20 protein-coding genes are annotated in these 23,505 nt (G+C 50.2%); 12 read left to right on the plus strand and 8 right to left on the minus strand.

All coding sequences use genetic code 11. From position 1 onward, the window contains the following. Positions 1-129: 129 nt before the first annotated feature. The 3 genes from ACYVAD_RS14600 to ACYVAD_RS14610 all read right to left on the minus strand — a co-directional run bounded on the left by ACYVAD_RS14600 (position 130) and on the right by ACYVAD_RS14610 (position 2,017). Positions 130-477, minus strand: coding sequence for a hypothetical protein (locus tag ACYVAD_RS14600; protein ID WP_461140238.1), 348 nt, complete (start codon positions 475-477; stop codon positions 130-132). A 21-nt stretch (positions 478-498) separates the two neighbouring features. Continuing rightward, positions 499-1,263 carry a PD-(D/E)XK nuclease-like domain-containing protein gene (locus tag ACYVAD_RS14605; RefSeq protein ID WP_461140239.1) on the minus strand — a complete coding sequence of 255 codons (765 nt, stop codon included), beginning with the start codon at positions 1,261-1,263 and terminating at the stop codon, positions 499-501. A gap of 100 nt (positions 1,264-1,363) precedes the next feature. Then, positions 1,364-2,017 carry a hypothetical protein gene (locus tag ACYVAD_RS14610; RefSeq protein WP_461140240.1) on the minus strand — a complete coding sequence of 218 codons (654 nt, stop codon included), beginning with the start codon at positions 2,015-2,017 and terminating at the stop codon, positions 1,364-1,366. 338 nt (positions 2,018-2,355) lie between these two features. Between ACYVAD_RS14610 and ACYVAD_RS14615 the strand changes: the two genes are divergently transcribed. The 4 genes from ACYVAD_RS14615 to galU all read left to right on the plus strand — a co-directional run bounded on the left by ACYVAD_RS14615 (position 2,356) and on the right by galU (position 5,397). Beyond that, positions 2,356-2,736 carry an XRE family transcriptional regulator gene (locus ACYVAD_RS14615; protein ID WP_461140241.1) on the plus strand — a complete coding sequence of 127 codons (381 nt, stop codon included), beginning with the start codon at positions 2,356-2,358 and terminating at the stop codon, positions 2,734-2,736. Between the two features lie 58 nt (positions 2,737-2,794). Further along, a complete protein-coding gene (locus ACYVAD_RS14620) occupies positions 2,795-3,268 on the plus strand; it encodes a hypothetical protein (RefSeq protein WP_461140242.1) in 474 nt (157 codons plus the stop codon). A gap of 165 nt (positions 3,269-3,433) precedes the next feature. Then, the gene (locus ACYVAD_RS14625; protein WP_461140261.1) at positions 3,434-4,429 is read left to right on the plus strand and encodes a mevalonate kinase family protein; all 996 of its coding nucleotides are present in this window, start codon (positions 3,434-3,436) and stop codon (positions 4,427-4,429) included. A gap of 101 nt (positions 4,430-4,530) precedes the next feature. Further along, positions 4,531-5,397 carry a UTP--glucose-1-phosphate uridylyltransferase GalU gene (galU, locus tag ACYVAD_RS14630; protein ID WP_461140243.1) on the plus strand — a complete coding sequence of 289 codons (867 nt, stop codon included), beginning with the start codon at positions 4,531-4,533 and terminating at the stop codon, positions 5,395-5,397. A 30-nt stretch (positions 5,398-5,427) separates the two neighbouring features. On the opposite strand, the gene ACYVAD_RS14635 is transcribed toward galU, so the two are convergent. The 4 genes from ACYVAD_RS14635 to ACYVAD_RS14650 all read right to left on the minus strand — a co-directional run bounded on the left by ACYVAD_RS14635 (position 5,428) and on the right by ACYVAD_RS14650 (position 13,319). Continuing rightward, on the minus strand, positions 5,428-8,421 hold the full coding sequence (locus tag ACYVAD_RS14635; protein ID WP_461140244.1) for a sialate O-acetylesterase: 2,994 nt from the start codon (positions 8,419-8,421) through the stop codon (positions 5,428-5,430). Between the two features lie 306 nt (positions 8,422-8,727). Next, entirely contained in the window at positions 8,728-10,485 is a 1,758-nt protein-coding gene (gene aspS, locus ACYVAD_RS14640) for an aspartate--tRNA ligase (RefSeq protein WP_461140245.1), read from the minus strand. Positions 10,486-10,651: 166 nt separating this feature from the next. Next, on the minus strand, positions 10,652-12,154 hold the full coding sequence (locus tag ACYVAD_RS14645; RefSeq protein WP_461140246.1) for an amidohydrolase: 1,503 nt from the start codon (positions 12,152-12,154) through the stop codon (positions 10,652-10,654). Between the two features lie 163 nt (positions 12,155-12,317). Next, the gene (locus ACYVAD_RS14650) at positions 12,318-13,319 is read right to left on the minus strand and encodes a glycoside hydrolase family 43 protein (protein ID WP_461140247.1); all 1,002 of its coding nucleotides are present in this window, start codon (positions 13,317-13,319) and stop codon (positions 12,318-12,320) included. Positions 13,320-13,782: 463 nt separating this feature from the next. On the opposite strand from ACYVAD_RS14650, the gene dndC reads away from it, so the two are divergent. From dndC to ACYVAD_RS14690, 8 genes are all read left to right on the plus strand, one after another. Next, positions 13,783-15,123, plus strand: coding sequence for a DNA phosphorothioation system sulfurtransferase DndC (gene dndC / locus ACYVAD_RS14655; RefSeq protein WP_461140248.1), 1,341 nt, complete (start codon positions 13,783-13,785; stop codon positions 15,121-15,123). Then, complete coding sequence (locus ACYVAD_RS14660) at positions 15,065-16,129, plus strand: HNH endonuclease (RefSeq protein ID WP_461140249.1); 1,065 nt, start codon at positions 15,065-15,067, stop codon at positions 16,127-16,129. Before dndC ends, ACYVAD_RS14660 begins: the two co-directional genes overlap by 59 nt. A 74-nt stretch (positions 16,130-16,203) precedes the next feature. Next, positions 16,204-17,358, plus strand: a complete 1,155-nt coding sequence (locus ACYVAD_RS14665) for an AAA family ATPase (RefSeq protein ID WP_461140250.1) — start codon at positions 16,204-16,206, stop codon at positions 17,356-17,358. Further along, entirely contained in the window at positions 17,348-18,937 is a 1,590-nt protein-coding gene (locus ACYVAD_RS14670) for a DndE family protein (protein WP_461140251.1), read from the plus strand. Before ACYVAD_RS14665 ends, ACYVAD_RS14670 begins: the two co-directional genes overlap by 11 nt. A gap of 544 nt (positions 18,938-19,481) precedes the next feature. After that, positions 19,482-20,750, plus strand: a complete 1,269-nt coding sequence (locus ACYVAD_RS14675) for a DNA sulfur modification protein DndB (RefSeq protein WP_461140252.1) — start codon at positions 19,482-19,484, stop codon at positions 20,748-20,750. 280 nt (positions 20,751-21,030) lie between these two features. Further along, positions 21,031-21,264 carry a hypothetical protein gene (locus tag ACYVAD_RS14680; protein ID WP_461140253.1) on the plus strand — a complete coding sequence of 78 codons (234 nt, stop codon included), beginning with the start codon at positions 21,031-21,033 and terminating at the stop codon, positions 21,262-21,264. Further along, positions 21,261-21,650 carry a PIN domain-containing protein gene (locus tag ACYVAD_RS14685; RefSeq protein ID WP_461140254.1) on the plus strand — a complete coding sequence of 130 codons (390 nt, stop codon included), beginning with the start codon at positions 21,261-21,263 and terminating at the stop codon, positions 21,648-21,650. The genes ACYVAD_RS14680 and ACYVAD_RS14685 overlap by 4 nt, the downstream gene beginning before the upstream one ends. 255 nt (positions 21,651-21,905) lie before the next feature. Continuing rightward, complete coding sequence (locus ACYVAD_RS14690) at positions 21,906-23,000, plus strand: Fic family protein (RefSeq protein ID WP_461140255.1); 1,095 nt, start codon at positions 21,906-21,908, stop codon at positions 22,998-23,000. Positions 23,001-23,013: 13 nt separating this feature from the next. Here the strand turns inward: ACYVAD_RS14690 and ACYVAD_RS14695 are convergent. Beyond that, positions 23,014-23,505, minus strand: a 492-nt coding sequence (locus ACYVAD_RS14695) for an aminotransferase class V-fold PLP-dependent enzyme (RefSeq protein WP_461140256.1), incomplete at its 5' end; no start/stop codon positions are given.

The raw sequence follows: 23,505 nt of genomic DNA on the forward strand, positions 1-23,505 counted from the left end.
CAAAGATGCGAACTAAGGGCTCAAGGTTGCACGAGTGATCCCTATTCGATAAAAATCAACTCGTTAATACGCCAAGGCCGAACCTGTAGAAGGTTCGGCCTTGGCGTATCAGAAAATTATAACACAGAATTAGTCAATCCACATCACCTTCTCGTAGGCAATCTCGTAGTCCAGCTCCTGCAGGGGAGTCAGACCGGCGAAGTGACCGGTTTCGTCCGTCTGCACGGCGTTCCAGCAACCCGACGCATCGCGCAGTAACAGCCGGTAGCCATAAAGCGGATGCAGGGTTTTGCCGTCCGTACGATGGTCCCATCCGGTTTGTAATTCAATGGCAAACGCAATCCGGTCCAGCACTTCGTCCATCTGGTTCGCCAGACTGCCGAGGCCGTCCAGTTCTTCGATCCAGAGAACCAGCCCGTCGGTGCCCCAGTCGAAATGGAGCTGATCGGGCGTCAGGGTTATGATTGAAGCATTCATGCGTATCTATTCGTTTAGTAATCAGGCCATCAGACGAAGGCCAGTTGCCACGGCTGGTAATGACGCTGGTTGCATTTCTTCGCGCCACTTACGCAGCCAGAAGCGGTATTTCTTCCGGCCGTAATCCACAAAACCTGGGATGGACGTAGCGTCTACCGCAAACAGTCGATGGGGGCTTTGTTTCATAATACCCACAAAGACAAATCGGAACTGGCGGGTATCCGACCATTCCTTACTGTCGGCATTCCGCAGACTATCGAGGTAAAAAGCGGCCTGCCGATCGTAGTCGTACGTATAGCACGAATCCAGAAATTGGGCCTGCGTCCGGGCCGATGTCGTTTTAATGTCGATGATCAGGGCGTTACGGCGTTTGGGGCTGTTGTAGAGCATATCCATCCGCGCTTTGCACGCCAGGCCCGTCGTTGGGTCGGTGGAGAGAACCACCCGCTCACGGTCCGACAAGCGCATGTAGCGCCGACAAAAGGTATCCTGCCGGATTGTTTCCATCAGCTTCTCCAACTGCTTGCTCTGGGCTGGGGCCAGTAAATCGGGACCAGCCAGCATATCGGGCAGCAGTTGCTGCATGACTGTGCCAATACTCTCCGGTTCGAGCAAATGCTGGTGAAACGTCCGGCCAAACACTTTGGCCCGTTCCATGCGCTGCTGCACTACGGGTAGTGTCCCACCGTAGCCCAGGTGTTCTTCCTTAAGCCGCGTCAGATCCGAATTCGATATACGTGGTAACGCCCGATACATATCATCGGGTAAATGAGTTGATGGAAGCATAGAATGAAGGAGGAAAGGGAGGAAAGGAGGAGGGGATGAAAGGAGCGTGGAACGTTAAATTCCTTTTCTCCTATTCGTCCCACTCCTCCTTCCTCCTTTTTTAAATTTCTCCCGCGGGGAGCAGGACCTGCGCGGCATCTTCTTCGGCCAGGTTGGCGAAGGGGTTGTAGTAGTTCATCGCCGTTTTGATATTGACAATGTCCGTTAACGTTTCCTGGCGGAAGATTTTATTTTCCTGCGCAAATTGCTTCAGTTCAGCCGTTTTGGTTTCGTCACCCATTTTGTAGGTGAAGTTGGCGATGTAATACACGCCTTTGGGCTGAATTTTCGTATTTTCTTTCTTTTCTGCCGTTGCTGTGATTACGACATCGGCCAAAGTCAGGTCGTCGTAGTAAAGCGGTTCAATCAGCCGGAAGATATTGTCGACCGAATAACCGTGGAAGAGTAGGGCTGAGACACAGTTCTTCTCGTCGATGAAAAAGATCTCCGCCCAGTTCTTGGTACCCATGTTCAGGATATTGTCCGTGAAAATGCGCCAGGCAATTGGCTGAAACGTGAGGGTACGGCCCAGCTTCTCGGCACCATTAATGTTGAACACACCTTCCTTGGCATCGAACCGGTATTGACGCGGGTGGCCCTCCAAATACTTGTACCTACTGACCACTTCTCCCGTCAACTCGTGAATCTTTTGATACGGTTTCAAGGCGTTGTCGCTTTGAATTGTCGAAAGTTGGCTTTTGTTTTGTGTGTTCATTAGTATTTGTTGTTTACTGTTCAAGCAGGGGACCCGTTTTGCGGTCCCTTTTGCCTTTTTAAAGGGTCGTGTTTACTGACTTAAAATTACACAGTTTTGTGTAAAAAGCAAACCCATTCAGCAACTAATTAGGGTTGTTTTTACGTAGTAAGATGTAAAATAAAGGAGAAAGGGGAGGAGAGGGAGTAAGGAGGAAAGGAAAAGCGCAGGAATAAGAAGAAAGGAATTCTGTATTAGCCTCCTTGTTCTTTATTCCATTTTCTTCCTATCCCCGTTTATCCTTTCCTCCCTCTCCTCCTTCCCGCTACGGCGGACCGTTCCCTTTCCTCCTTTGAAATATGATCGAAGACCGGCTTCAGCAACTTATTGACGCGCTTAACATCAGCGTTCTTGAATTTGCCCGGCAGCTCGGCGAGCGTCGGGGCGAGAAGGTGTATCATATTCTGCATGGCCGACTGAAACCACGGTACGATACACTCGAGAAAATTCTGGCGGTTTATCCGCAGATCAACGGCGACTGGTTACTACGGGGTGAGGGGCTGATGTTTAAGACGCTGAATTCTCCGTCGGCAGCCATCACGACTGAAGAGCGACTCCAGAATATGGAGTTTTTACTCTTTCAGCTGACGCAGCGGATGGAACTGTTGCAGCAGACAAACGATCAGTTGCTGACAGAGCTGTCTGCCCTGCGAGAAGCGGCTCAGCGGCAGAAAGGCTGATTCGCCAAAAACAACCCTTGCTTCTCACAAGTTATAGTCTGAAAAACCACTTAACGCTATGGCGACTACATCACCATTTGATCCAGATAAAGTTGACGCCGAGTTTTACTCTAAAGACCCGCAGCAACATGGCGATTCCGATTATGGCCGTGTTTCGGAAGGTGTAGGTACCAACGAGGCAGTAACGTCCGGTATGGACATGGACGCAAATCAGCAAAAAGATATAAAAGACACGCGTGAGAGCCACATTGGCGAAGGGAACCCCGAAGAACCGCGCGGTGAAAAGTACGGCACGACCGAAGCCTGGGACGTTGACGCCGATTCAATTGCCGATCAGGACATTCCGAAAGGTAAAATGATGAGCGACGAAGCAAACGCCAAGCTGGAACAGATCGCCGACAACCCATCGGACGACGCTCTGTTTCACCGGGCAAACGCTACCTACCTGGAAGAGGGTGACAACCCGAACGAAGGCTATGACCCGCACCACAAAGGGTACGACGCGGGCGATTCAGAAGATAAGAGCAAATAAACCGCTCACTCTTTTTCGTTTACCGAAAGCGACTGGATTACGTGTCCAGTCGCTTTTTTGGTAGTAGGTCAACAGATTTCTTTACTTTTGGCCATGACTCTGCTCCTCGGTATCGCGCCGAGAGTAGTCAACGAATCAAATCAGGACGTATTTCCAGGTAGTATTTTGCTTATTGAAACTCGCGCCTACGCCCGGGCTGGCCTGTTTGGCAACCCCTCCGATGGCTTTTTCGGAAAAACGATCGCAATCTCCGTGCGTAATTTTGGGGCGTCTGTCACGCTCTACCAATCGCCCGAGCTGAATATCGAGCCCCAACCACAGGATACGAATACCTTTCGGAGCCTTTATCATCTGCGTGATTCGGTCGCTACGCTGGGGTATCATGGGGGCGTACCGTTGCTGAAAGCCGCCATCAAAAAATTCGCGGAGTACTGCGAAACGGAACAGATCCGTTTGCCTAACCGAAATTTCTCAATTCGGTATAGTACGTCGATTCCCCGTCAGGTAGGTTTATCTGGTTCCAGCGCTATCATCGTAGCGACCTTCCGGGCGATGATGCAATTTTATAACATTGAGATTCCGCAGCCGATATTGCCGAACCTGGTGCTGGCCACCGAAGCCGAAGAACTGGGAATCACGGCTGGATTGCAGGACCGGGTTATTCAATGCTACGAAGGCTGCGTGTATATGGACTTTGACCGTGACATCATGGAGCGCCAGGGCTATGGCCAATACGAGCCGCTCGACGCCCGGCTGCTGCCAAAGCTCTACATTGCGTACAACACTGATTTGGGTAAACAGTCCGGGCGAGTGCACAACGACGTTCGCGGACGCTGGCTAAAAGGCGAGCCCGTGGTGATCGACACAATGAATGCCATTGCCGACGTAGCCCGGCAGGGGCGGGAGGCTCTGGCGCAACAGAATACCCACCGGCTTAATGAACTGGTGAACCGGAACTATGACCTGCGCACCCAGATCTATACCATCAGCGACCGTAATCAGAGCCTGATCGATGCCGCACGGGCCTGTGGTGCATCAGCGTCCTTCACCGGCTCGGGCGGGTCCATCATCGGGCTTTACCGCGACGATGCCATGCTCAACCGACTCTACGTCGAACTCAAGAAAATCAACGCCCGCGTAATAAAGCCATACGTGGTTTAATTGTGAATGAGTGAATGAGCGATTGAGTGAATAATTGCTGACGCAAAACTAACTATTCACTCATTCACTCATTCACTCATTCACTCATTCACTCATTGGATATGATAAAGAAAGCCGTTATTCCTGCTGCCGGGCTTGGTACCCGGTTTCTGCCTGCTACTAAGGCGCAACCCAAAGAGATGCTGCCGATCATCGACCGACCAACGATCCAGTACGTTGTGCAGGAGGCTGTTGATTCAGGTATTGAAGATATTCTGATCATTACCGGTAAGGGCAAGCGCGCCATCGAAGACCATTTCGACCGGAACTTCGAGCTGGAAACCCGGCTGGAAGACAAGCAGGACCAATTGCTGCTGGACGAGATGCGCCGGTTATCGGACATGGCCAACCTGCATTACGTTCGTCAGCGCGAGCTGAACGGACTGGGCGATGCCATCCGGTACGCGCGCCATCATGTCGGCAACGAGCCCTTTGCGGTGCTACTGGGTGATACCGTCATGGATTCCGTTATTCCCGTAACGCAACAACTGATCGATACGTACCAGCAGTATGGCTGCTCCGTAATTGCCGTTGAGGAGGTTCCACAGGACAAAGTGAACCGTTATGGCATTGTCGGTGGAAAGTCGCTGAGCGACCGAATTATGGAGCTTACTACGCTGGTAGAAAAGCCTGCCCTGAACGAAGCGCCGTCTAATCTGGCGATTGCGGGTCGGTACATCCTGACGCCCGAAATCTTTTCGATGCTTGAGCAGACGCCTATGGGCAAGAACAACGAAATCCAGCTGACGGACGCCATGTTGTTACTGCTCAAACGCGAAAACCTCTACGCGCACCGCATTGAAGGTAAGCGGCACGACATCGGCAACAAGCTCGACTTTTTGAAAACGACCGTCGAATTTGCGCTTAAACGACCCGAATTCGCGGAGAAATTTCGCGCCTTTCTGGAAGAAACCCTACGTAACGAATAACGAAAAAGCGGGCTCCTAGAGCCCGCTTTTTTATTGTCGTATTCGAATCGTGATGCTGGTTTCGTCGTCCTCTCCGTTCTGATAGCCATTGCCGGGCGTTGAATCGGAATCGGATGGCGAAGCCGTGAAAATCTGCGTAAGAAGCGTGCCGGTCGCGCCAATTCGAACGGGAATTGTTAACGTGCTGGAACCACCCGCTGGTATTGGTATGAGAGGACCTGTTACGGTTTGCCCGTCAATGGTTAGTCCAGACGGATTTACAACCTGCCAGCCGTTGGGTAGAAGTACCTGCGCTGATATGTTGTTAGCGGTAGCTCCTCCTCGGTTTCGTACGGTAAGGGTCAGCGTTGCTACGTCCTGCGCGTTGAGCGTTAGTTTGTCGCTGGCGATGGACAGGCTCAGATCAACCGTTGCCGGATCAGCTGTGGGCTGGTTGGATTGAACGGCTGGGAGCGCTGTCTGATTCGGGTTTGGCGATACCGACAGGGTTTCGGCACCGGTACCGGTCCGAATATCAACCTGAGCCATGTCATCCTGCCCGTCACCAGTACCGGAATTGGGTTGTGAGTCCGGATCGGGGCGGCTACTGGCGGTTACCTGAGCCGTCAATACGAAAGCACCCGCCTGGGATGGTTTGGCCCGGAAGACAAACGGTAAATTTTTCTCACTGTTGAGCGAGCCAGCATTAACGGTGATAACTCGGTTGGTGACGCTGATACCCGACGAGAGTGCATCGACAAAATCCAGACCGGCGGGCAGGCGGCTCTGGAGCGTAATCCCTTCGGCCGTCAACGGGCCTTCGTTGCTTAGTACAAGTGTGAAGGTGGCCGGTTGATTGACGGCTACAATCCGGTTATTTACCTGTAAGGCCAGCGAAAGATCGGCTCCACTCCCGCAGGCAGGCAAGGCGATGGGTGGGCTGACGATGGCTGGGCTACTGGCCGTCACCCGGATCCGGTAGCCACTGCTGATGGTCTGCCCGGCTGGGAATGTTGCTACCAGTGGACTGTTGTTGCCACTGCCGATGGTCGTTTCATTGGCGAAGGAGCCCGTCGCGTCCGATAATTTGACTGAATAGACATTGTCTGCGTTCAGATTGCCACCGGAGATGGAGATCGCCACTTCAAACTGCCTGCTCTGGCAGAACGTTGATGTAGGCACGGCCTGAATGTCCAGTACGGGTGGTACGTTACTCACCGACTCCATAGGGTAATAGACAACATTGCGGCCGGTAAGAAGCGTTGTTTCAATCCAGAGGCCGTCACCCGATGAACCCGGCCGCCGGACCGACAGCCGATACCGACCGGGGGCAATGCCACCAACGCCGAAAGCCAGTGGCTGGTAGAAGCGGACGTAATTGAAATCCGCAAATTCAGCGTAATCGGGTGCTTCAGAACGGGGTGTCGTCAGATACCAGTTGCTGTCAACGGTCTGCCCGTCAAGCCGTTGCATGCGCACTTCCATGGGACCATCGGCACTAATCATCGTAAAATAGCCGTGGCTGTAGGGCTCAAAACGGTAACCGATTCGGTAAATTCCCGGATCAGCCGTACCTCCGACGACCGGAGGTTGAATAACCGGAGGCAACGGAAGAACTGGCGCCGACGGACTAACCAGGAACGGTTCGCCTGCGGTTCCCAGAATGGCGGGATGCGTGGATCGGATTCTCAGTCGGTACTGACCAGCAGTGAGATTGGCTGGGATTGTTAGTGGGATCGGATCAGCCACGCTTGGCGACGACTCTGCAATGACGGACTCGTTGTCCGCATGGATTAACTGAGCAACGTATTGATTATCACTCTCCGCCGGGTCATTGTGAAGGTAAGTAACCAGCACGGTTTCGCCCGGCCGCCGAGCCAATGGAACGGAATAGCCGTCGGTGATCAGGGGTGGTTCGCCCGTTGGCAGAAAAGGAACGGCATTGGCAAAAAAGCTTTGGTTCAGCGCCTGATCCCAGGTATTAGTGAACTTGACCAGACCCTGCCCCAGGAAGTGCAGATTGTCGGGTCGATTGTCGAGCCCCACAATGCTATCGGTAGCCGGACCCGGAAATACGGCGGGAATCGTGTTGATCAGTTGATTCTGTGCGGCAATAACGGCGGGGCTGGTGTTCCCACGAATGTAACTCACCCGCGACACGACCCAAGGCAACTGGCCTGAGCCAAGCTGTTGCCGGCTTTTCTGAATAACATACTGAAGATTATTGACGTATGTCTGCGTGGTGGTACCGTTCTCCGTGTCTTTTTCGCCCTGATGCCACAGGACCGCCCGTGCGCCCGTCCGGGCTACGTAGTGCCGGAGCGCTGTTCCTAATTGTCGGTATACGTTATCGAGCGGGTCCGTACTGGCAACCGGCGTACCATCCGCAGAAATATACCAGTTCCTGCTACTTGTTCCCCCCAGGGCGGCTCCCAGAAAAAGAACCGGAACATTCAGGCGGCTAACCAGACGGTCGCCCAGCATGCCCCAAAGATGAGGGGGCTGGCTGGGACCAATACTCGTTCCGGCGCTGACGTGACTAAACTGAAGCGGAAGTAACTGATCATTGAGCGTATCCTGCCGGAAATCGACGCAAGAAACCCGATCGTCGCTGGCGGCCGGGGTTTTCTCGAAACCACCGTATACATTCGATTGACCAGCTATGACAAACACTTCGCCAACACCGACTCGGTTGACAGCGGTGGTTGCATTAATGGCCATGCCCGACATGGCTCGCACGTCGAGCCGGTACCACCCGGCGGGTACGGTTACCTGCCCCCGAAAGGACGATGAGCCGGTGAGCATGGGTACCGAAGTCCAGGAGGTAGGAGCACCCTGGCCTGCCTGCAGCGGAACAAAGCGCACCTCGACACTCGACGTACCCGAAGGAGCCAACCCGGCTACTGCTACCGAGGCTTCATTTCGTTGATTACGCTGAAATACCATGCGAGGAACCGGACTGGTTACTCGTAGCTGAGCATATGAGCAGGTTGCAAGCCCAGCCAGTAAGACCAATAAGAACAACTGCCGTAAACAGTCTCGCATAAAAAGTAAATAAACTGTAAAGAATAAAACGAGTAACTGTTTACTGAATTCTAGATAAATAGCTGGGATAGAGCACAGTAAAGATTGCTTAAATAAGTAAATTAACTGTGCACAGAATACAAATTTAGGTATAAAGTAAATCCGTACCCTGCTAAATGGTAGACCATGTCGGTAACCTGGCTATACTAACGCCTGAAGTAATGATCCGGATTGAAGAAAAGTGGTCAAGGAAGAACAAAGCTGCCCTGCTAAATCGGCTTTTGTCGGTTTAACAGGGCAGTTTATAAATTAATAAAAAAGCAAAGATTACTTACTCGAAACCGTTGTTGCGATGCTTAATTCCTGCATCTGTGCCGGCGAAATAGTTGAGGGCGAGTCGATCATGACGTCGCGACCCGAGTTGTTTTTCGGGAAGGCAATGAAATCACGGATCGAGTCGGCCCCGCCGAAAATCGAGCATAGTCGGTCGAAACCAAATGCAATTCCACCGTGTGGGGGAGCGCCGTATTCGAACGCGTCCAGCAGGAAGCCGAACTGAGCTTTGGCCTCTTCATCGGAGAAGCCCAGCAGGCTGAACATGCGGGCCTGTAGTTCGCGGTTGAAGATCCGGATCGAGCCACCGCCTACTTCCGTTCCGTTAATGACCAGGTCGTAGGCGTTGGCGCGAGCAGCCCCCGGATCGGTGTCGAGCAGCGCAATGTCTTCCGGCTTCGGCGACGTAAAGGGATGGTGCATGGCAAACCAGCGTTTTTCTTCTTCGCCGTATTCAAATAGCGGAAAATCAAGCACCCAGAGTGCACTGAATACGTTCGGATCGCGTAGCCCGAGTCGGCTGCCCATTTCCAGACGAAGCTCGTTCAGTTGCTTGCGGGCTTTGTTCGCATCGCCCGAGATGATCAGAATCAGATCACCAGGTTTTGTATTGAGCCGTTCCGACCAGCTCTTCAGGTCTTCTTCTGAGTAGAACTTATCGACCGATGATTTGAGCGTTCCGTCTTCGTTATGGCGAACGTAAATAAGACCTTTTGCACCAATCTGTGGTCGTTTTACCCAGTCCGTCAGCTCGTCGATCTGCTTCCGGGTGTAGGATGCACAACCCGTCGCGTTGATACCCACCACCAGTTCGGCGGAGTCGAACACGCTAAACCCTCTACCCTGTGCCAGATCGGTCAGTTCGACAAACTCCATTCCGAAGCGGGTATCAGGCTTGTCAGAACCGTAAAGCCGCATGGCATCGGCGTAGGTCATGCGAGGCACTTCGGCCAGATCATACCCTTTGACGGCTTTGAACAGGTGACGGATCAGCCCCTCGAACAGTTGTAGAATATCTTCCTGCTCCACGAATGACATCTCACAGTCGATCTGCGTAAACTCCGGTTGCCGGTCGGCGCGCAGGTCTTCATCGCGGAAGCATTTCACAATCTGGTAGTACCGGTCAAAGCCCGATACCATCAGCAGCTGCTTGAACGTCTGGGGCGACTGGGGCAGGGCGTAAAATTCGCCCGGGTTCATCCGGCTAGGCACCACGAAATCACGCGCGCCTTCGGGTGTTGATTTGATTAGGACTGGCGTTTCAACTTCGATGAAGTTCTGGCCGTCCATGTACAACCGGGTTTGCTGCGCCATGCGGTGCCGCAGTTCCAGATTCCGGCGAACGGGATTCCGACGCAGGTCAAGGTAGCGGTATTTTAGCCGCAGGTCATCACCCCCGTCGGTTTCGTCATCGATCAGGAAGGGAGGTAACTTGGCTGGGTTCAGTACCTCCAGCGCCGTTACTTTCAGTTCGATATCGCCTGTTGGCAGGTTTGGGTTTTTCGACTTCCGTTCGATCACCGTTCCCGTCGCTTTCAGGACGAACTCGCGACCCAGTGAACGGGCAATGGTAAAGAGCTCAGGTGCCGTCTGGCCGTCTTCCAGCAGCAACTGCGTAATACCGTAGCGATCCCGGAGGTCAATCCAGAGTACTCCACCCTTATCACGAATGGTCTGGACCCAGCCGGTCAGCGTAGCGGTTGTATTGGCATCAGCCAGGCGGAGTTCCCCGCAGGTATGTGTACGAAGCATAGCAAAGAGTGAAAGAGTGAAAGAGTGAAAGAGCGAAAGTCACTGGTCGCTTCATTCCTCTTGCGCTCAATTTGAATTCTTGCGCAAAGGTAGGGAGTTTGCCTAAACAGACGTATCTACATGACTCGTCCTTATTCACTCTTTCGCGCTTTCAGTCTCTCGCTCTTTATTTCCGATAGTCCAGCGCGGGCTTCCGGTTGCCGAGGAGGGCTTCGTATTTGAAGTCGGCACCGCGCTTGGCGGTCCACTCGGTGCGGGCCTGCTGGATGAGGGTTGGGGTTTTGTACAGGTCAAGGGCGGTCATAGCCAACGTTTTGGCGGCAACGATCATCCCTTTCTGCCCGATGCTCATGCCGCTGGTGGCCGTCGACTGCCAGCTATGGGCGGCACAACCTGGTACCCAGGTCGCCGTTGACAAGCCAACGGTGGGTACCACCCAACTGACGTCGCCCACGTCGGTAGACGCGCTGCTGGTCGTTGTTTCCGACGCTTCGCGGAAATCTTTTACTTTGGCGGCATCTTCGATGGATGGACGATTATCGCCGAACGTTTCGCTGATCTTTTTGGCAAAAGCGGTTTCTTCCGGGGTGTAGTTAACACCGCCAACGGTTTGCAGATTCTTGTGCATGACGTCAGCCAGCGTAGTGTTAGGCAGCAAGTTATAGACACCACCCAGGACTTCCCATTCGACTTTTGTGCCGGTGCCTTTAGCGGCTCCTTCGGCCGCGTTTTCAATACGTTTCCAGACGCTTTGCAGAATATCCCGGTCTTTGTGGCGGGCGTAGTAGTACACTTCGGCGAAGGCAGGCACTACGTTCGGTGCTTCGCCCCCTTTGGTGATGACGTAATGAATCCGGGTGTCCGACGGGATGTGTTCGCGCATCATGTTGACCATGTAGTTCATAGCTTCGACACCGTCCAGCGCTGACCGGCCTTTCTCCGGCGACGCAGCAGCGTGGGCCGCAATTCCCCGGAAGCGGAATTTGGCGTTCTTGTTCGCCAGCGACGTACTGGCGTCAGCAGCATTCTGATTGCCGGGGTGCCAGTGAAGTACGACGTCTACGTCGTTGAACAGGCCTTCCCGGACCATGTATACCTTCCCGGAACCGCCTTCTTCGGCCGGGCAGCCATAGATTTTGATTGTACCGCCGTGTCCTGATTTTTTCAGCCAGTCTTTTACTTCGACCGCAGCCGCTACGGAAGCCGTGCCGAACAGGTTATGGCCGCAGCCGTGACCACCTTTTTGACCAGCGATAGGCGTAAAATCAGGTTTGGCTTCCGTAGCCAGACCTGGCAAAGCATCGTACTCACCCAGGATACCAATAACGGGCTTGCCCGACCCGTACGTAGCGACAAACGCAGTGGGAATACCCGCTACGCCAGCCTGGACGTCGAAGCCTTCTTTCTTCAACTGCTCCTGTAACAGCAGCGAGCTTTTTTCTTCCTGGTAGCCAAGCTCGGCGAAATTCCAGATCTGCTTCGATAGGTCAGCGTATTCGGCAGAACGTTTGTCAAGATCAGTGATGATCGTTTGTTTGTCCCTATCAGCAGCGGTTGCTGACGATCTCGATGATTTTTTGGTTAAGGCCACATTAGGCTGGGCCGTACTGGGCTGTACAATGGATAGCGCCGGGAGCAGCAGCGCCGTAAACAGGAATTGTTTTTTCATGGAGTTATTGGTTGTATTGGTTGGGTGACTTCTAAAAATAGGAAAAATGTAGCCGTCTGCTACCCAATGGACGATTTGTTGGTGCTGGTTAACGCCAAAAGTCCGCTGTAATACGTCTGAATGCGTGTTACAGCGGACTTTTGGATAGGCTAAAGTTCTGTTATTAACGGGTACTGCCCTTCTCCGATACACCCGAGGGAAGCTTCTGGGGCGACATGGTTGGGCCCTCAATGGTGATTCGGCCGTCTTTCATCCGCATCCGGTCGATGAAAACGACCCGCTCATCACCGGTTTTGGCGGTGCGACCGTGGTAGACGCAAAACATTTCCTTGCCGTCGGGTGAGTACGTAATGCTATTATGTCCGGTGCCCGTCACCGAACCGCCTTTGTCGCTGTTCTTCTCCAGGATCGGGTTGTTGGCCGCCTTCCGGAACGGTCCCAGCGGAGACGTAGCCGTAGCGTAACCAATAGCGTAATACTGACCACCGAAATGATTGGCCGAGTACATGATATAATACAGATTATCTTTCTTGAATGTCACGGAGCCCTCCGTCCAGCGCCGATTCACTTCGCGGGCCGTCACTGACCGGCTTTCCCAGCCAGCCTGTTTGTCGCTCAGCTTAACGGGAGGACGTAACAACAGCACCGGCTTCCCGATCACACCCGAGAAGTCAGGCTTCAACTCGACGCCATACACCCAGCTTTCTTCAATCTCCTGAAACCAGCCTTTTTGCCGGGCTAACTGGGCGACCTCGCTGTCGACAGGATGTTTATAGCAGCACCGGGAATAATACAGGTACGCTTTGCCGTTGCTGTCCATAAATACGTTAGCGTCGATGATGGGGTAACCGGGATCAAAGAGCGGTTTGTCGGTCAGGTCGACGAACGGGCCGGTGGGCTTATCAGCGACGGCCACCCCGATGCGGAAGTTTTCGACTTCGTTGGTGGGATTGACCCGCCATTGAGCGCTGTAAAAAAGGTAATACTTACCCTTTACCTCGTATACTTCAGGCGCCCAGTAGGCCCCGCCCCATTTGGCTTTTGGGTCGCTCCAGCCATTTTTATTGTCGTGAAAATAAACCTGTCCTTCCGCTTTCCAGTGGACCATGTCTTTGGACGAATAAGCGGCAAAGCCTTGTTTTGCCCCACCACCCGTGCCGTACATGTAGTAAGTGCCCTGGGTAAATAAGACGTAAGGATCGCCGAATTCGACGGGTAATAGTATTGCGTGAGACCGTCGTCGGGGTAATCTGCGCTACAGAAGACGACAGCTTCATCATAGCCAGGAGAAGACCCAGCGCCCATAGTTTATTCATACGGATAAGTGAGTTTAGGAAAACAAAGGTAGGTATATTGTTGCCAGAGGGTCCGTTGTCAATCTATTCAAGTGGTTTGAAAAAGAGGGTGACACCGTGATTACAGCATGATTAGTCAATCATGAGAGATCAGCTTAGTAAAAATTAAACTGTTGCTAGTGTTGTAAATCAGCCTAATATAAGTTGTAAACGTAAATGGTGCCTTTGCCGCGTCCGCCCGCACCGTAAATTGTGTCATCTTCGTAGATTGGTTGGCTCGTAAAAATTCACTTTTCAAGCTATAACACTAATTTCGCTAATACCGCCACCGTTATGTCGCTCAAACTCCCATTTATTGAAGCCGAAGTCACCGATCAGTATTTATACGACGATAACCCGCGTCCTTGGATCATCGGATTTAGTGGTGGTAAAGACAGTACAATGCTACTTCAGGTAGTTTGGCGCGCCTTGATGAAAATGCCGGCTGACTTACGTACGCGCAAAATCTATGTGGTCTGTAACGATACGCTGGTCGAAAATCCCAAGATCGTTTCGTTCATAAATCGCACGCTGACTCTGCTGCAAAAAGCAGCTACCGAGCAGGGGATGCCCATCAGTGTTCACCGAACCACGCCCCGGCTGGAAGATACATTCTGGGTTAACCTGATCGGTAAAGGATACCCCGCCCCGACGAACTCGTTTCGGTGGTGTACAGAACGACTGAAGATCAATCCGACGACGCGGTTTATTCAGGAGAAGATTAGCGAGGAGGGCGAAGCTATCATTCTACTAGGTACGCGGTCCGATGAAAGCCAAAGCCGGGCGCGGTCGATGAAGCGGCACGAACTGAAAGGGCAGCGGCTGCGGAAGCATCTGTTGCCAAATGCGTTCGTATATGCGCCTATCAAAGACATAGAGACTACCGAACTGTGGCAATACATGATGCAGGTGTCGCCCCCCTGGGGTGGTACACACAAGGAACTAGTAACGCTGTACCGTAATGCCAACTCCGGCGACTGTCCGCTGGTGATCGACGAAACGACGCCTTCCTGCGGCAACAGCCGGTTTGGGTGCTGGGTCTGTACAGTGGTTAGCCGTGATAAGAGCATGGAAGGACTCATCGGTAACGGCGACGACTGGATGGAACCGCTGGTTGAACTACGCAACAAAATGCTGGTTGAACGCTCGAACCGTGACTCACGGGAAAAGCGTCGACGGACCGACAGTGCTTACAAGGAGGAGGACGAAAATACCTGGGGACCATACACGCCTAAAATTCGGGCGGAGTTTCTGACGATGCTGCTACAAGCGCAAAAAGAAATTCAGGATACACAGGGCGAAATGATGGAATTGATTACGCATCAGGAACTGGTTGCTATTCAGCTTACGTGGTTTCGCGATAGTGTATTTACGCCGAAAGTCGCCGATATTTATAACCGCATCTACGACACCGAAATTGATATGAGTAAGCACGTTGAGAAACTACGGCGCGAAGAAGAGTTACTGCGGGAAGCCTGCAAAAACGAGCCTGAACATGTTGAACTGATTCAGGAACTACTGACGCTTCAAAAAAATAAAGCCCTGAAACTCAACAAACGCGGCCTTCAGCAGGACCTTGAAAAACGGCTGGAAAATTTCTTGGCGGAGAAAACACGAAGCAGAGTATATGCCTAATAAGCCGCTTGCTTACTATTTAGATGCTTTTACGTCATTACAACAAGATCGGGCAAGCGTAAAAAAATACGGGTTCGGAGCACCTCACAAACCTATACTGGTTATTAGCCTGATACAGGCATTCTATAAGGGTATTATCACCGACCGAACGGTTTATCTATCTCCTCAATTAGTTTCACTATTTACTAGCAACTGGACATATTTCGTTCCGGGAGAAGGCTATCAGCCTTTCATCGCACAACCGTTCTATCACCTGACAAATGAACATCGTAACTGGTGGCATTTATTGCCAAATCCGGGTTGCGAAACATGGCTCGAAAATGCAGGTTCGATGAAATCGTTTCGTAATCTGACGAGCGCAGTGGCTTACGCCGAAATAGACGATGATTTAGTGAAGTTTCTATCGGACTCACAAAATCGGGATTTGCTATTCTACGCCGTTGTTGATAAATATTTTCCGCATCGGAGCGGTACTCACGTCAGTCAGCTTGCTGATAGTTTCGAGCAGTTGAGCCGGGATATAATTGAGAAGTCACCGGAGGAATATCGTGCTGACGTAGAACGGGAACGTGCCGAAGCTGCTGCCGACCCGAAATACAAAGATTTATTTGAGCAGAAAGTATTTGCACGAAGTGGCGCGTTTCAGAAAGGCATACCATACTACTATGGACAAACCTGCTGTATATCTGGTATTCAGATCAGTGCTACGTTCAGTATGTCGATGATCGACGCTTGTCATATCATTGACTTCGCCAAAAGTTATAACGATACAATTACGAACGGAATCGCCCTTTGCCCGAATCTGCATCGCGCTTTCGACCGGGGTATGATTAGTGTGGATGATGATTTTAAAGTGATTGTCAGCAAACGATTTACAGAAAATCCGAGTGCTAAATACCTATTCGGTGAATTAGCAGGTACGTCGTTGTTGCTACCACTCGAACCGAAATTCCATCCACTGGCTGAGAACTTTGCGTGGCATCGGAGACATAGATTCAAGCAGTAAGCATACTCGAACTGCTGCAAAATGACTTTCGTGATTCGTTTGAAAAGATCCCGTTTATCATAGCGGGTGGGCGAATGCTGGAAGTCGTTGAGCAGGTCGCTGATGAAACTAATTACAAAAACGCATTACAGAGGCAGGAGAAAGTTGAGCAACGAACCGATCAGGTATTGACGGATTTGCTGTCGGCTGAGCGTACCTTGAAGGAAGTAGTGCCGGCTTCCGTACACCGCTTTTACCACGATACGGTAAAAGACCTGATTAAACGGCACTTTTTCGCCGAAACACCTGATTTACCCGATGACTTCAAGCTGTTGCACGATTTCTCGTCATCGGAAACGCAGCAACTGAACGGTTTCTTGGCCGATCTGAAACAGGACTTTCGGGCTTCGTTTCGCACGCTCAACGAGCGACGCACTCAACTGCAAAACCAACTGACAGCGGCAAAAAAACGACTGGCAGCGGCCGACTCCAATCAGGAAGACCCAATGCTGGCGGCCGACCGGCTCAAGCGCGATGATCTGAACCTGCGCGTTGTCAAGATTGACGACCAGATTGCTGAGTTCTACAAGTCCATCGGTAAGTGCGACGACCGGAAAGCGAACGCTGAGAAACAGATCAGCGAGATCACGAAAAAGATTAAGGTCGGCGAGGAACACCGGGGCAAATACGAAGAGTCGGAAAAGCTGATTACTGAGTTACAGCAATTTATTACTCGCTTCAAGACCGATAAGAAGAAGTCGCTTGAGTCCCAGATTTTGCAGGGATTGACTCAGTTGATGCACAAAAAAGAGTTCATCAGCCGGGTCGACGTCAACATCTACGGGGAAGACATTGAGATCGACCTGTACAACAAAGCCGATCTGAAAATTCGGAAGGATTCACTCTCGAAGGGCGAGCAGCAGATGTATGCAACAGCACTACTGCGTGGCCTGGTTGAAGAATCGCAGATTGAGTTCCCGGTATTCATCGACTCGCCGATGCAGAAGTTTGATGAGCAGCACGCCGAGAACATTATCCGGTTCTTCTACCCCAACATCGCCGATCAGGTCATTCTATTCCCGCTCATCAACAAGGAAATGACCAAGCGCGAGTACAAGCTATTGCTTCCCCGCGTGGCGCAGGCCTACCTGATTCACAACGTTCACCCCGACAAATCGGAGTTCCGCGCTTGTGCCCCCAATGCCCTTATCGACACCTATACCGAATTGTACGCCGTTAATGCAGATTAATATTAAAACGTCGGAGGCTAACCGCCAGCGCGTTACTGACCTGACGAACCGAATTGGCGGTTCTACTCGCCTGAGCGAAAACGTAGTAGCCCGGATTGCGCTCGCGTATTCGATCTCGAAAGGTAACCGGCTCAGTCTTGAAACCGACTATCAGGATAGTAAAGGCAAGGAATACACTGATCAGATTCTGCTGGGCAAATACCGGCAGTTCTACATTGCGCTGGTATGTCAGCACTATCAGATCCCCGGCACCGACGGTAACCTGGGCAAGTATATCAAGATGCACCTCGACAACGGGCTGGAGATGATGGATAAGCTGTTCCAGCAAAACAAGACCTACACCGGTCTCGATTTTCTGTTCGATGAGGTAGAAACGGGTATCGAAGCCATCGAAGATGCCGACGTACCGCTGACTTCCGTCTCGAATAACAATCAGGCCATCCGCAAAGGTTATTTCACCGGGCGGCTGGGCATAACTATCGGCTACGATATCGAGACCGGCGAACAGTTGACGGCGATACTGAATGACGTAGACCTGCACGCTAACGCGCACATTGCGGTGGCGGGGGAGTCGGGCAGCGGCAAAACGCAGTTTGCCCTCAGCCTGTTGCAACAGATTGTGACTGCATCTAACGGCGGGGTGAATTTTATCTACTTCGATTTCAAGGGGATGCAGCCCGGTGACCGACCCCGTCGGCAACCGTTTTTCGATGCTACGAAAGCTCACTACGTCGACATACCTCAGACGCCGTTTCCGTTCAACCCATTGTCGTTTATCGACAATGTGAACAGCAAGAACAAAACGCTGGGTATCAGCAAGTTTGTCGACATCGTGATGAAATACGCATCGCGCATGGGGCCGGTGCAACAGCAACAACTGAAGGAAGCTACAAAAGCCGCGTTCGATGCAAAAAAGAACGGTGAGTACCCATCTCTAAGTGACGTAAACGAGCAGTTGCGCGAGGTTACCGGGGGGCGGCCGGGTACGCTGACGCAGATTATGGACAGCCTGACCGAGCTGGATATGTTTGCCCCCACCACCGACGCGAAGAACAGTTTCCTCAATCAGAACTATTACATCAGCTTAGGTTTCGGGCTGGATGATGCCGTCCGGTTTACGGCTACGTTTCTGATGATTAACTACATCCACAATACGTTCATGAACCTGGACGATGCCCCTGTGGAGACCGACGAGTTCGGTAACCGGCTACAGGCCATCCGATATGTCTTCCTGATCGACGAAGCGCACAACATTTTCAAGGAACCCAAGTCCCGCGCTATTCTGGATACGATGCTCCGCGAAATTCGCTCAAAGGGGGTGATGGTGGTTCTCGTCTCGCAACAAATCGACGAGTTCATCCAAACCGACATCGATTTCTCCGCCAATTGCGCCAACGTTTTCTTGCTGAATATCAAGAACCGGAACCTCAAGATGATGACCCGCTTTCTAGGCTACAGCGAAAAAGAAGGGCTGTCGCTCGCTCGCAACATGGAAAAAATCGACTCCGGCCAAGCCGCGACGAGTCTAAAAGAATTCAAACGTGGAGAGTTGATTAAGTTAGAACGGTTTAATAAATAGATGACAAAAGCTGTTATATATGCCAGTACTAAGCCAGATGGAACTCGTTTCTCTTAACCCAGATAAGATTTACAAGCTTCCATTTCTATTGCATTTTGGATTATGGCCTAAGTTAGACACTACTTTGTTGTCAAATTTGGTGAGTCCCGTGAAGATTCAGTTCGATGAAAACATACGGAGTAATCTTGGTACTTTGAAAAATAAGAAGGGTATATACTTCTTCTTTGTAGAGACAGAGTGCCCATTCATACCTAATGTGAACTATTTTGTATACGTTGGCCGCGTAACTGAGGATAATACGTTTTTTAAACGCTTCTACGACTATGAGACAGCTATAGGAAATAAGAATAAACGTAGAAATATTCAACTACTAACGAACTTGTGGCCTGGTAAGACTTGGGTTTATTTTTTTGACCTAAACCTGACAGACTCTGAAATAGACGCAATAGAGTCTAATATATATGATAATGTCGTACCACCACTCAATAATAAGTTCAAAGCGAAAAAAGCTCAAAATAGCCGAAGCTTGTACAATTAAACATATATGAAAACGATTCATCTTCCTTGCCTTCGAGGCAGCTTCGGCGAGTGGACATATTTCTCAACTGTGATGAAAGTTAAGGATGTCGTAGAATACAATCGCGTTATTACCGTTCCAGAATCCCAAGAATTATACTCTAGGAAATTGAACGAGATACTTCAACGTGAATATGATAAAAAAAGAATCGAAAAAATAAAGAACTATATTTTAACTATGCCAGAGCGATTCTTTAGCTCATTGGTAGTAGCCATACATAAGGGAGATCCGATTTGGTCTGATTTTGACCTTGAAACTCATTTCAGAGTTGAAAATGAAATTTTAGATGATGAGAGTTTTGAATTTATTGAAAATAAGCTAGGAGTATTAACCCTTTCAGGTTCAGAAGAAATTTTTGTACTAGATGGTCAACATCGTTTATTAGGATTACGATCTGCTTACGAAACTAATCAGGAAATAGGCAATGATGAGATTGCACTACTATTTATAGTTCATTCTGAAAAACTTAAGGAAAGAACAAGGCGGTTATTCACTGTTTTAAATAGATACGCTGTTAAAATTAAACCCGCAGAGCAGATTATACTTGAAGAGGATGATGCTGCTGCAATTCTAACTAGACGCCTTGTTGAAAATTATGAAATATTCGGCAAAGAGAAAGCATTATCAACTACAGCTAAAAGTGAAAAAAAAGATCTTAATAAGGGCTTTAATTTGCCAACTACGGATGTGACTAGTTTTACTACACTTGTCTGTTTGAACAAGATTAGCGAAGTAGTGGTGAATTCCAAAGATTTATATAAAGGTGGAGTAATCAAAAGGCCAAGTGACGATACTCTAGATAATCTTTGGCTGGATCTAAAAAGCTACTGGGATGAATTCTTTGAGATGTTTCCGTATATATCTTCATTTATTAAGGGCGAGCAGGTTCCAGAAGACATTAGAAGAAATCATGATTCAGGTGGAACTGTACTTTTACGTCCAGAGGGCCAACTCTTATTTGCGCAAGTCTATAAGAAGTACAAGGATGATGGCCAGTTGCAATTTTTCAAGATAAATGCGCCAAAAATTGACTTCAATTTAAATGGTCCGATATGGCGTTATGTGTTTTGGATCGGGTCAACTATTGAGACTAAAAATAAAAGACTTAAAAAATCTCTATTTTTCTATCTACTAGGTGATTTATCAAAGAAGCATGCAGTTGAAAGCGAGTTGACAAAAGTGTATAAAGATCATGGTTTAGAATATGACAAGCATATAAAACCTGTCACTACTTAACAGTACGAGTGATAAACAGGCTGCTTTTAACCCCTCTGAAAGGCATAAGCGAACATTTGTACATTGAGTGTGTGTTTCAGGTAGGTGGCTAATTTAGTCACATACATCCAGTGTTAGGCTATGGAAAAGCAGTTGTACGATGTAGAACGCATTCAATACGAGTTAAGTCTGCGAGATGCTTATTAGCGGCAACACCTTGAAGACGAGTTTGCAAACTCTGGCCAAACAACTGACAAGCCTCAGATTTCGTTATCTTGCTGATAGTTAACCGAACAGCGCAATGAACACAGCACCCAATTTTGAGCAACCAATCGTAGAGGGTATCAAAGGACTGCCTCAGCAATACCTTAGTGAGGTGGCCGATTTTGTGCTGTTTCTTCGTCGCCGGGTGATAGAGCAGCAATCTTACGACGTAGATAGCATACGGCAGGAGTTGAGTATGTTGAACGCTCATGAACAGCAACACCTTGAAGACGAGTTTGCGGACTTTTATCAGCGATACCCTAAAGAATGAGTCAGTATGTCACTGATACAATGGCCATCGTGTTGTATCTGAGTAAGCGAAAGCTGCCTCTGCGAGTTAAGCAACTTTTCCAGTCTGCCGACCTTGGCCTTTCGTCGATAATGATCCTGGCCTTCGTTGCTGTTGAGATAAGCTTTCTGTCGGCAAAAGGGCGCATTGACGTATCCCTGTCCGATTTACAGCAACACATCGATAAGTACCCTTCGTACCGGTTTGAACCACTCACGATGGACGTTATTGAGGCAAGCCTTCCGATGGCTGACATCCCAGAATTACACGACCGGCTTATCGCGGCCACTGGCAGGTTATTTAGTATTCCTGTTATTACCAATGATCCTGACATTACGGCCTCTGCTTTCGTGGATGTTGTTTGGTAGACATTCCTAGGGAGAGAACACTTAATTAGTCGCCAGCTCTACGTACCCCTGATGAAGTTGCGAGATAGGGAAAATCAGATCCCAGTCTTTGCCCCATACCATGTTACTCCGCTCGATGCGGAACCGTTTAAAATTGGTGATACGCCGGTACTTGTCGTGCTGAAGGTTCTGTATACGTCGTGAAAATTTGAACTGTCATGTACATGAAATGTACACGAACGATTTATCATGTACAAAAAAGGCGTATTTTTGTACATGATAAATCTGCGACTTGATCAGCCCTGTAACCAACTCCCACTATTACCACCCTCGCGTGAGCAAATTGAGAGTTTGCCTATTCTTCGGCAGGAAAGTCGGGCCGTTCGGGCGTTGGCCGAGCTGAAAGGGTTGACGCGTCTGCTACCTAATCCGGCTATATTGGTTGATGCGTTGGTGCTTAAAGAAGCCAAAGCCAGTTCGGAAATTGAAAATATTATCACCACCAGCGACCGATTGTACCAGGCCCTAACAACCGAAGGGCGACTGGTGGATAATGCCACCAAAGAAGTGCTGCGCTATCGTCAGGCCCTATATACCGGGTTTCGCTTTGTTCGTGAACGCGGTTTTCTGAGTACTAACGCAGTCATAGCTATCCAGCAGAAATTGGAAGCCAATCAAGCGGGCATTCGACGGTTGCCCGGTACGGCGCTACGTAATGACCGCACTAACGAAGTGATCTACACACCACCCGATGACCCAGACGTGCTTCAGACATTGATGCGTAATCTGGAGCTATATCTGAATTCGGATGAAGAAGATGACGTTTCTCCTCTAATCAAATTAGCGATTCAGCATTACCAGTTCGAGAGCATTCACCCATTCTACGACGGCAACGGCCGCACGGGACGTATTATCAACGTATTGTATTTAATCTTACAGGACCTGTTGACCGAACCGATTCTTTATATAAGTGGCTACATCATTAGCCATAAGGCTGACTACTACCGGCTGTTACAGGAAGTACGTACGCATCAGAATTGGACGGATTGGATCTTGTTTATGTTGCGGGCAGTCGAAGAAACCGCCCAACAGACAATAGAACAGATTCTGAGCATCCAGGCGCTGTTTGACCGGACAGCTGAAGAGATACGACGCGAGGCTCCTAATGTATACAGCAAAGAACTAGTTGAGGTACTGTTTCTATATCCCTATAGCAAGATTGAATACGTTGTTGAACGGTTAGCGGTTGACCGGCGAACAGCCTCTAAATACCTGCGTACGGTCGAAAAGCTTGGTTTGTTACGCTCCGAACAGAAGTGGAAGGAAACGTTGTTTATTAACACCCGTTTGTTCGACCTGTTGAGGGAATAGTTAAACATCATGGCTAAACCAACGCCCTAAGTTCTTCCACGCTCCCCTTTACCGAATTCACCGTAGCTATTACGTCGGCTTCCGTATTGAACCGGCCTAGGCTGAAGCGCAGACAAGAGAATGCCTCCTGCTCGGTCAGGCTCATCGCTAGCAATACGTGCGACGGGTCGATGCTGGCGGCTGTGCAGGCTGACCCGTTCGAGACGGCAATGCCCTCCAAACCCATAATCAGCGCGTCAGAGTCGCAGTTTTCAAAACAGATATTAGTCGTGTTGTAAAGCCGCTGTTCCTGATCGCCATTTATGGACGTACCCGGAATTTGTAGCAGTTCGCTTTCCAATTGGTCTCGAAGAGACGTAATTCTCTGGATTTCCTGCCCGTCAGTGATTGGAGCCAGCTCGGCCGCTTTGCCCATGCCGACGATGCCCGGTACGTTTAGAGCGTGTTTTGGAATTAGATTTGGCTTGATGGCTGTATTCGTTGTAACATAATCTGAATGTTGGCC

It is taken from the genome of Spirosoma pomorum, from assembly GCF_054776615.1.

Bases quoted from the DNA above. Each gene is read 5' to 3' on its own strand.
- ACYVAD_RS14600 (WP_461140238.1), bottom strand. From the start codon at position 477: ATGAATGCTTCAATCATAACCCTGACGCCCGATCAGCTCCATTTCGAC.
- ACYVAD_RS14605 (WP_461140239.1), bottom strand. From the start codon at position 1,263: ATGCTTCCATCAACTCATTTACCCGATGATATGTATCGGGCGTTACCA.
- ACYVAD_RS14610 (WP_461140240.1), bottom strand. From the start codon at position 2,017: ATGAACACACAAAACAAAAGCCAACTTTCGACAATTCAAAGCGACAAC.
- ACYVAD_RS14615 (WP_461140241.1), top strand. From the start codon at position 2,356: ATGATCGAAGACCGGCTTCAGCAACTTATTGACGCGCTTAACATCAGC.
- ACYVAD_RS14620 (WP_461140242.1), top strand. From the start codon at position 2,795: ATGGCGACTACATCACCATTTGATCCAGATAAAGTTGACGCCGAGTTT.
- galU (WP_461140243.1), top strand. From the start codon at position 4,531: ATGATAAAGAAAGCCGTTATTCCTGCTGCCGGGCTTGGTACCCGGTTT.
- ACYVAD_RS14635 (WP_461140244.1), bottom strand. From the start codon at position 8,421: ATGCGAGACTGTTTACGGCAGTTGTTCTTATTGGTCTTACTGGCTGGG.
- aspS (WP_461140245.1), bottom strand. From the start codon at position 10,485: ATGCTTCGTACACATACCTGCGGGGAACTCCGCCTGGCTGATGCCAAT.
- ACYVAD_RS14645 (WP_461140246.1), bottom strand. From the start codon at position 12,154: ATGAAAAAACAATTCCTGTTTACGGCGCTGCTGCTCCCGGCGCTATCC.
- ACYVAD_RS14650 (WP_461140247.1), bottom strand. From the start codon at position 13,319: ATGTACGGCACGGGTGGTGGGGCAAAACAAGGCTTTGCCGCTTATTCG.
- dndC (WP_461140248.1), top strand. From the start codon at position 13,783: ATGTCGCTCAAACTCCCATTTATTGAAGCCGAAGTCACCGATCAGTAT.
- ACYVAD_RS14665 (WP_461140250.1), top strand. From the start codon at position 16,204: ATGCTGGAAGTCGTTGAGCAGGTCGCTGATGAAACTAATTACAAAAAC.
- ACYVAD_RS14670 (WP_461140251.1), top strand. From the start codon at position 17,348: ATGCAGATTAATATTAAAACGTCGGAGGCTAACCGCCAGCGCGTTACT.
- ACYVAD_RS14675 (WP_461140252.1), top strand. From the start codon at position 19,482: ATGAAAACGATTCATCTTCCTTGCCTTCGAGGCAGCTTCGGCGAGTGG.
- ACYVAD_RS14680 (WP_461140253.1), top strand. From the start codon at position 21,031: ATGAACACAGCACCCAATTTTGAGCAACCAATCGTAGAGGGTATCAAA.
- ACYVAD_RS14685 (WP_461140254.1), top strand. From the start codon at position 21,261: ATGAGTCAGTATGTCACTGATACAATGGCCATCGTGTTGTATCTGAGT.
- ACYVAD_RS14690 (WP_461140255.1), top strand. From the start codon at position 21,906: ATGATAAATCTGCGACTTGATCAGCCCTGTAACCAACTCCCACTATTA.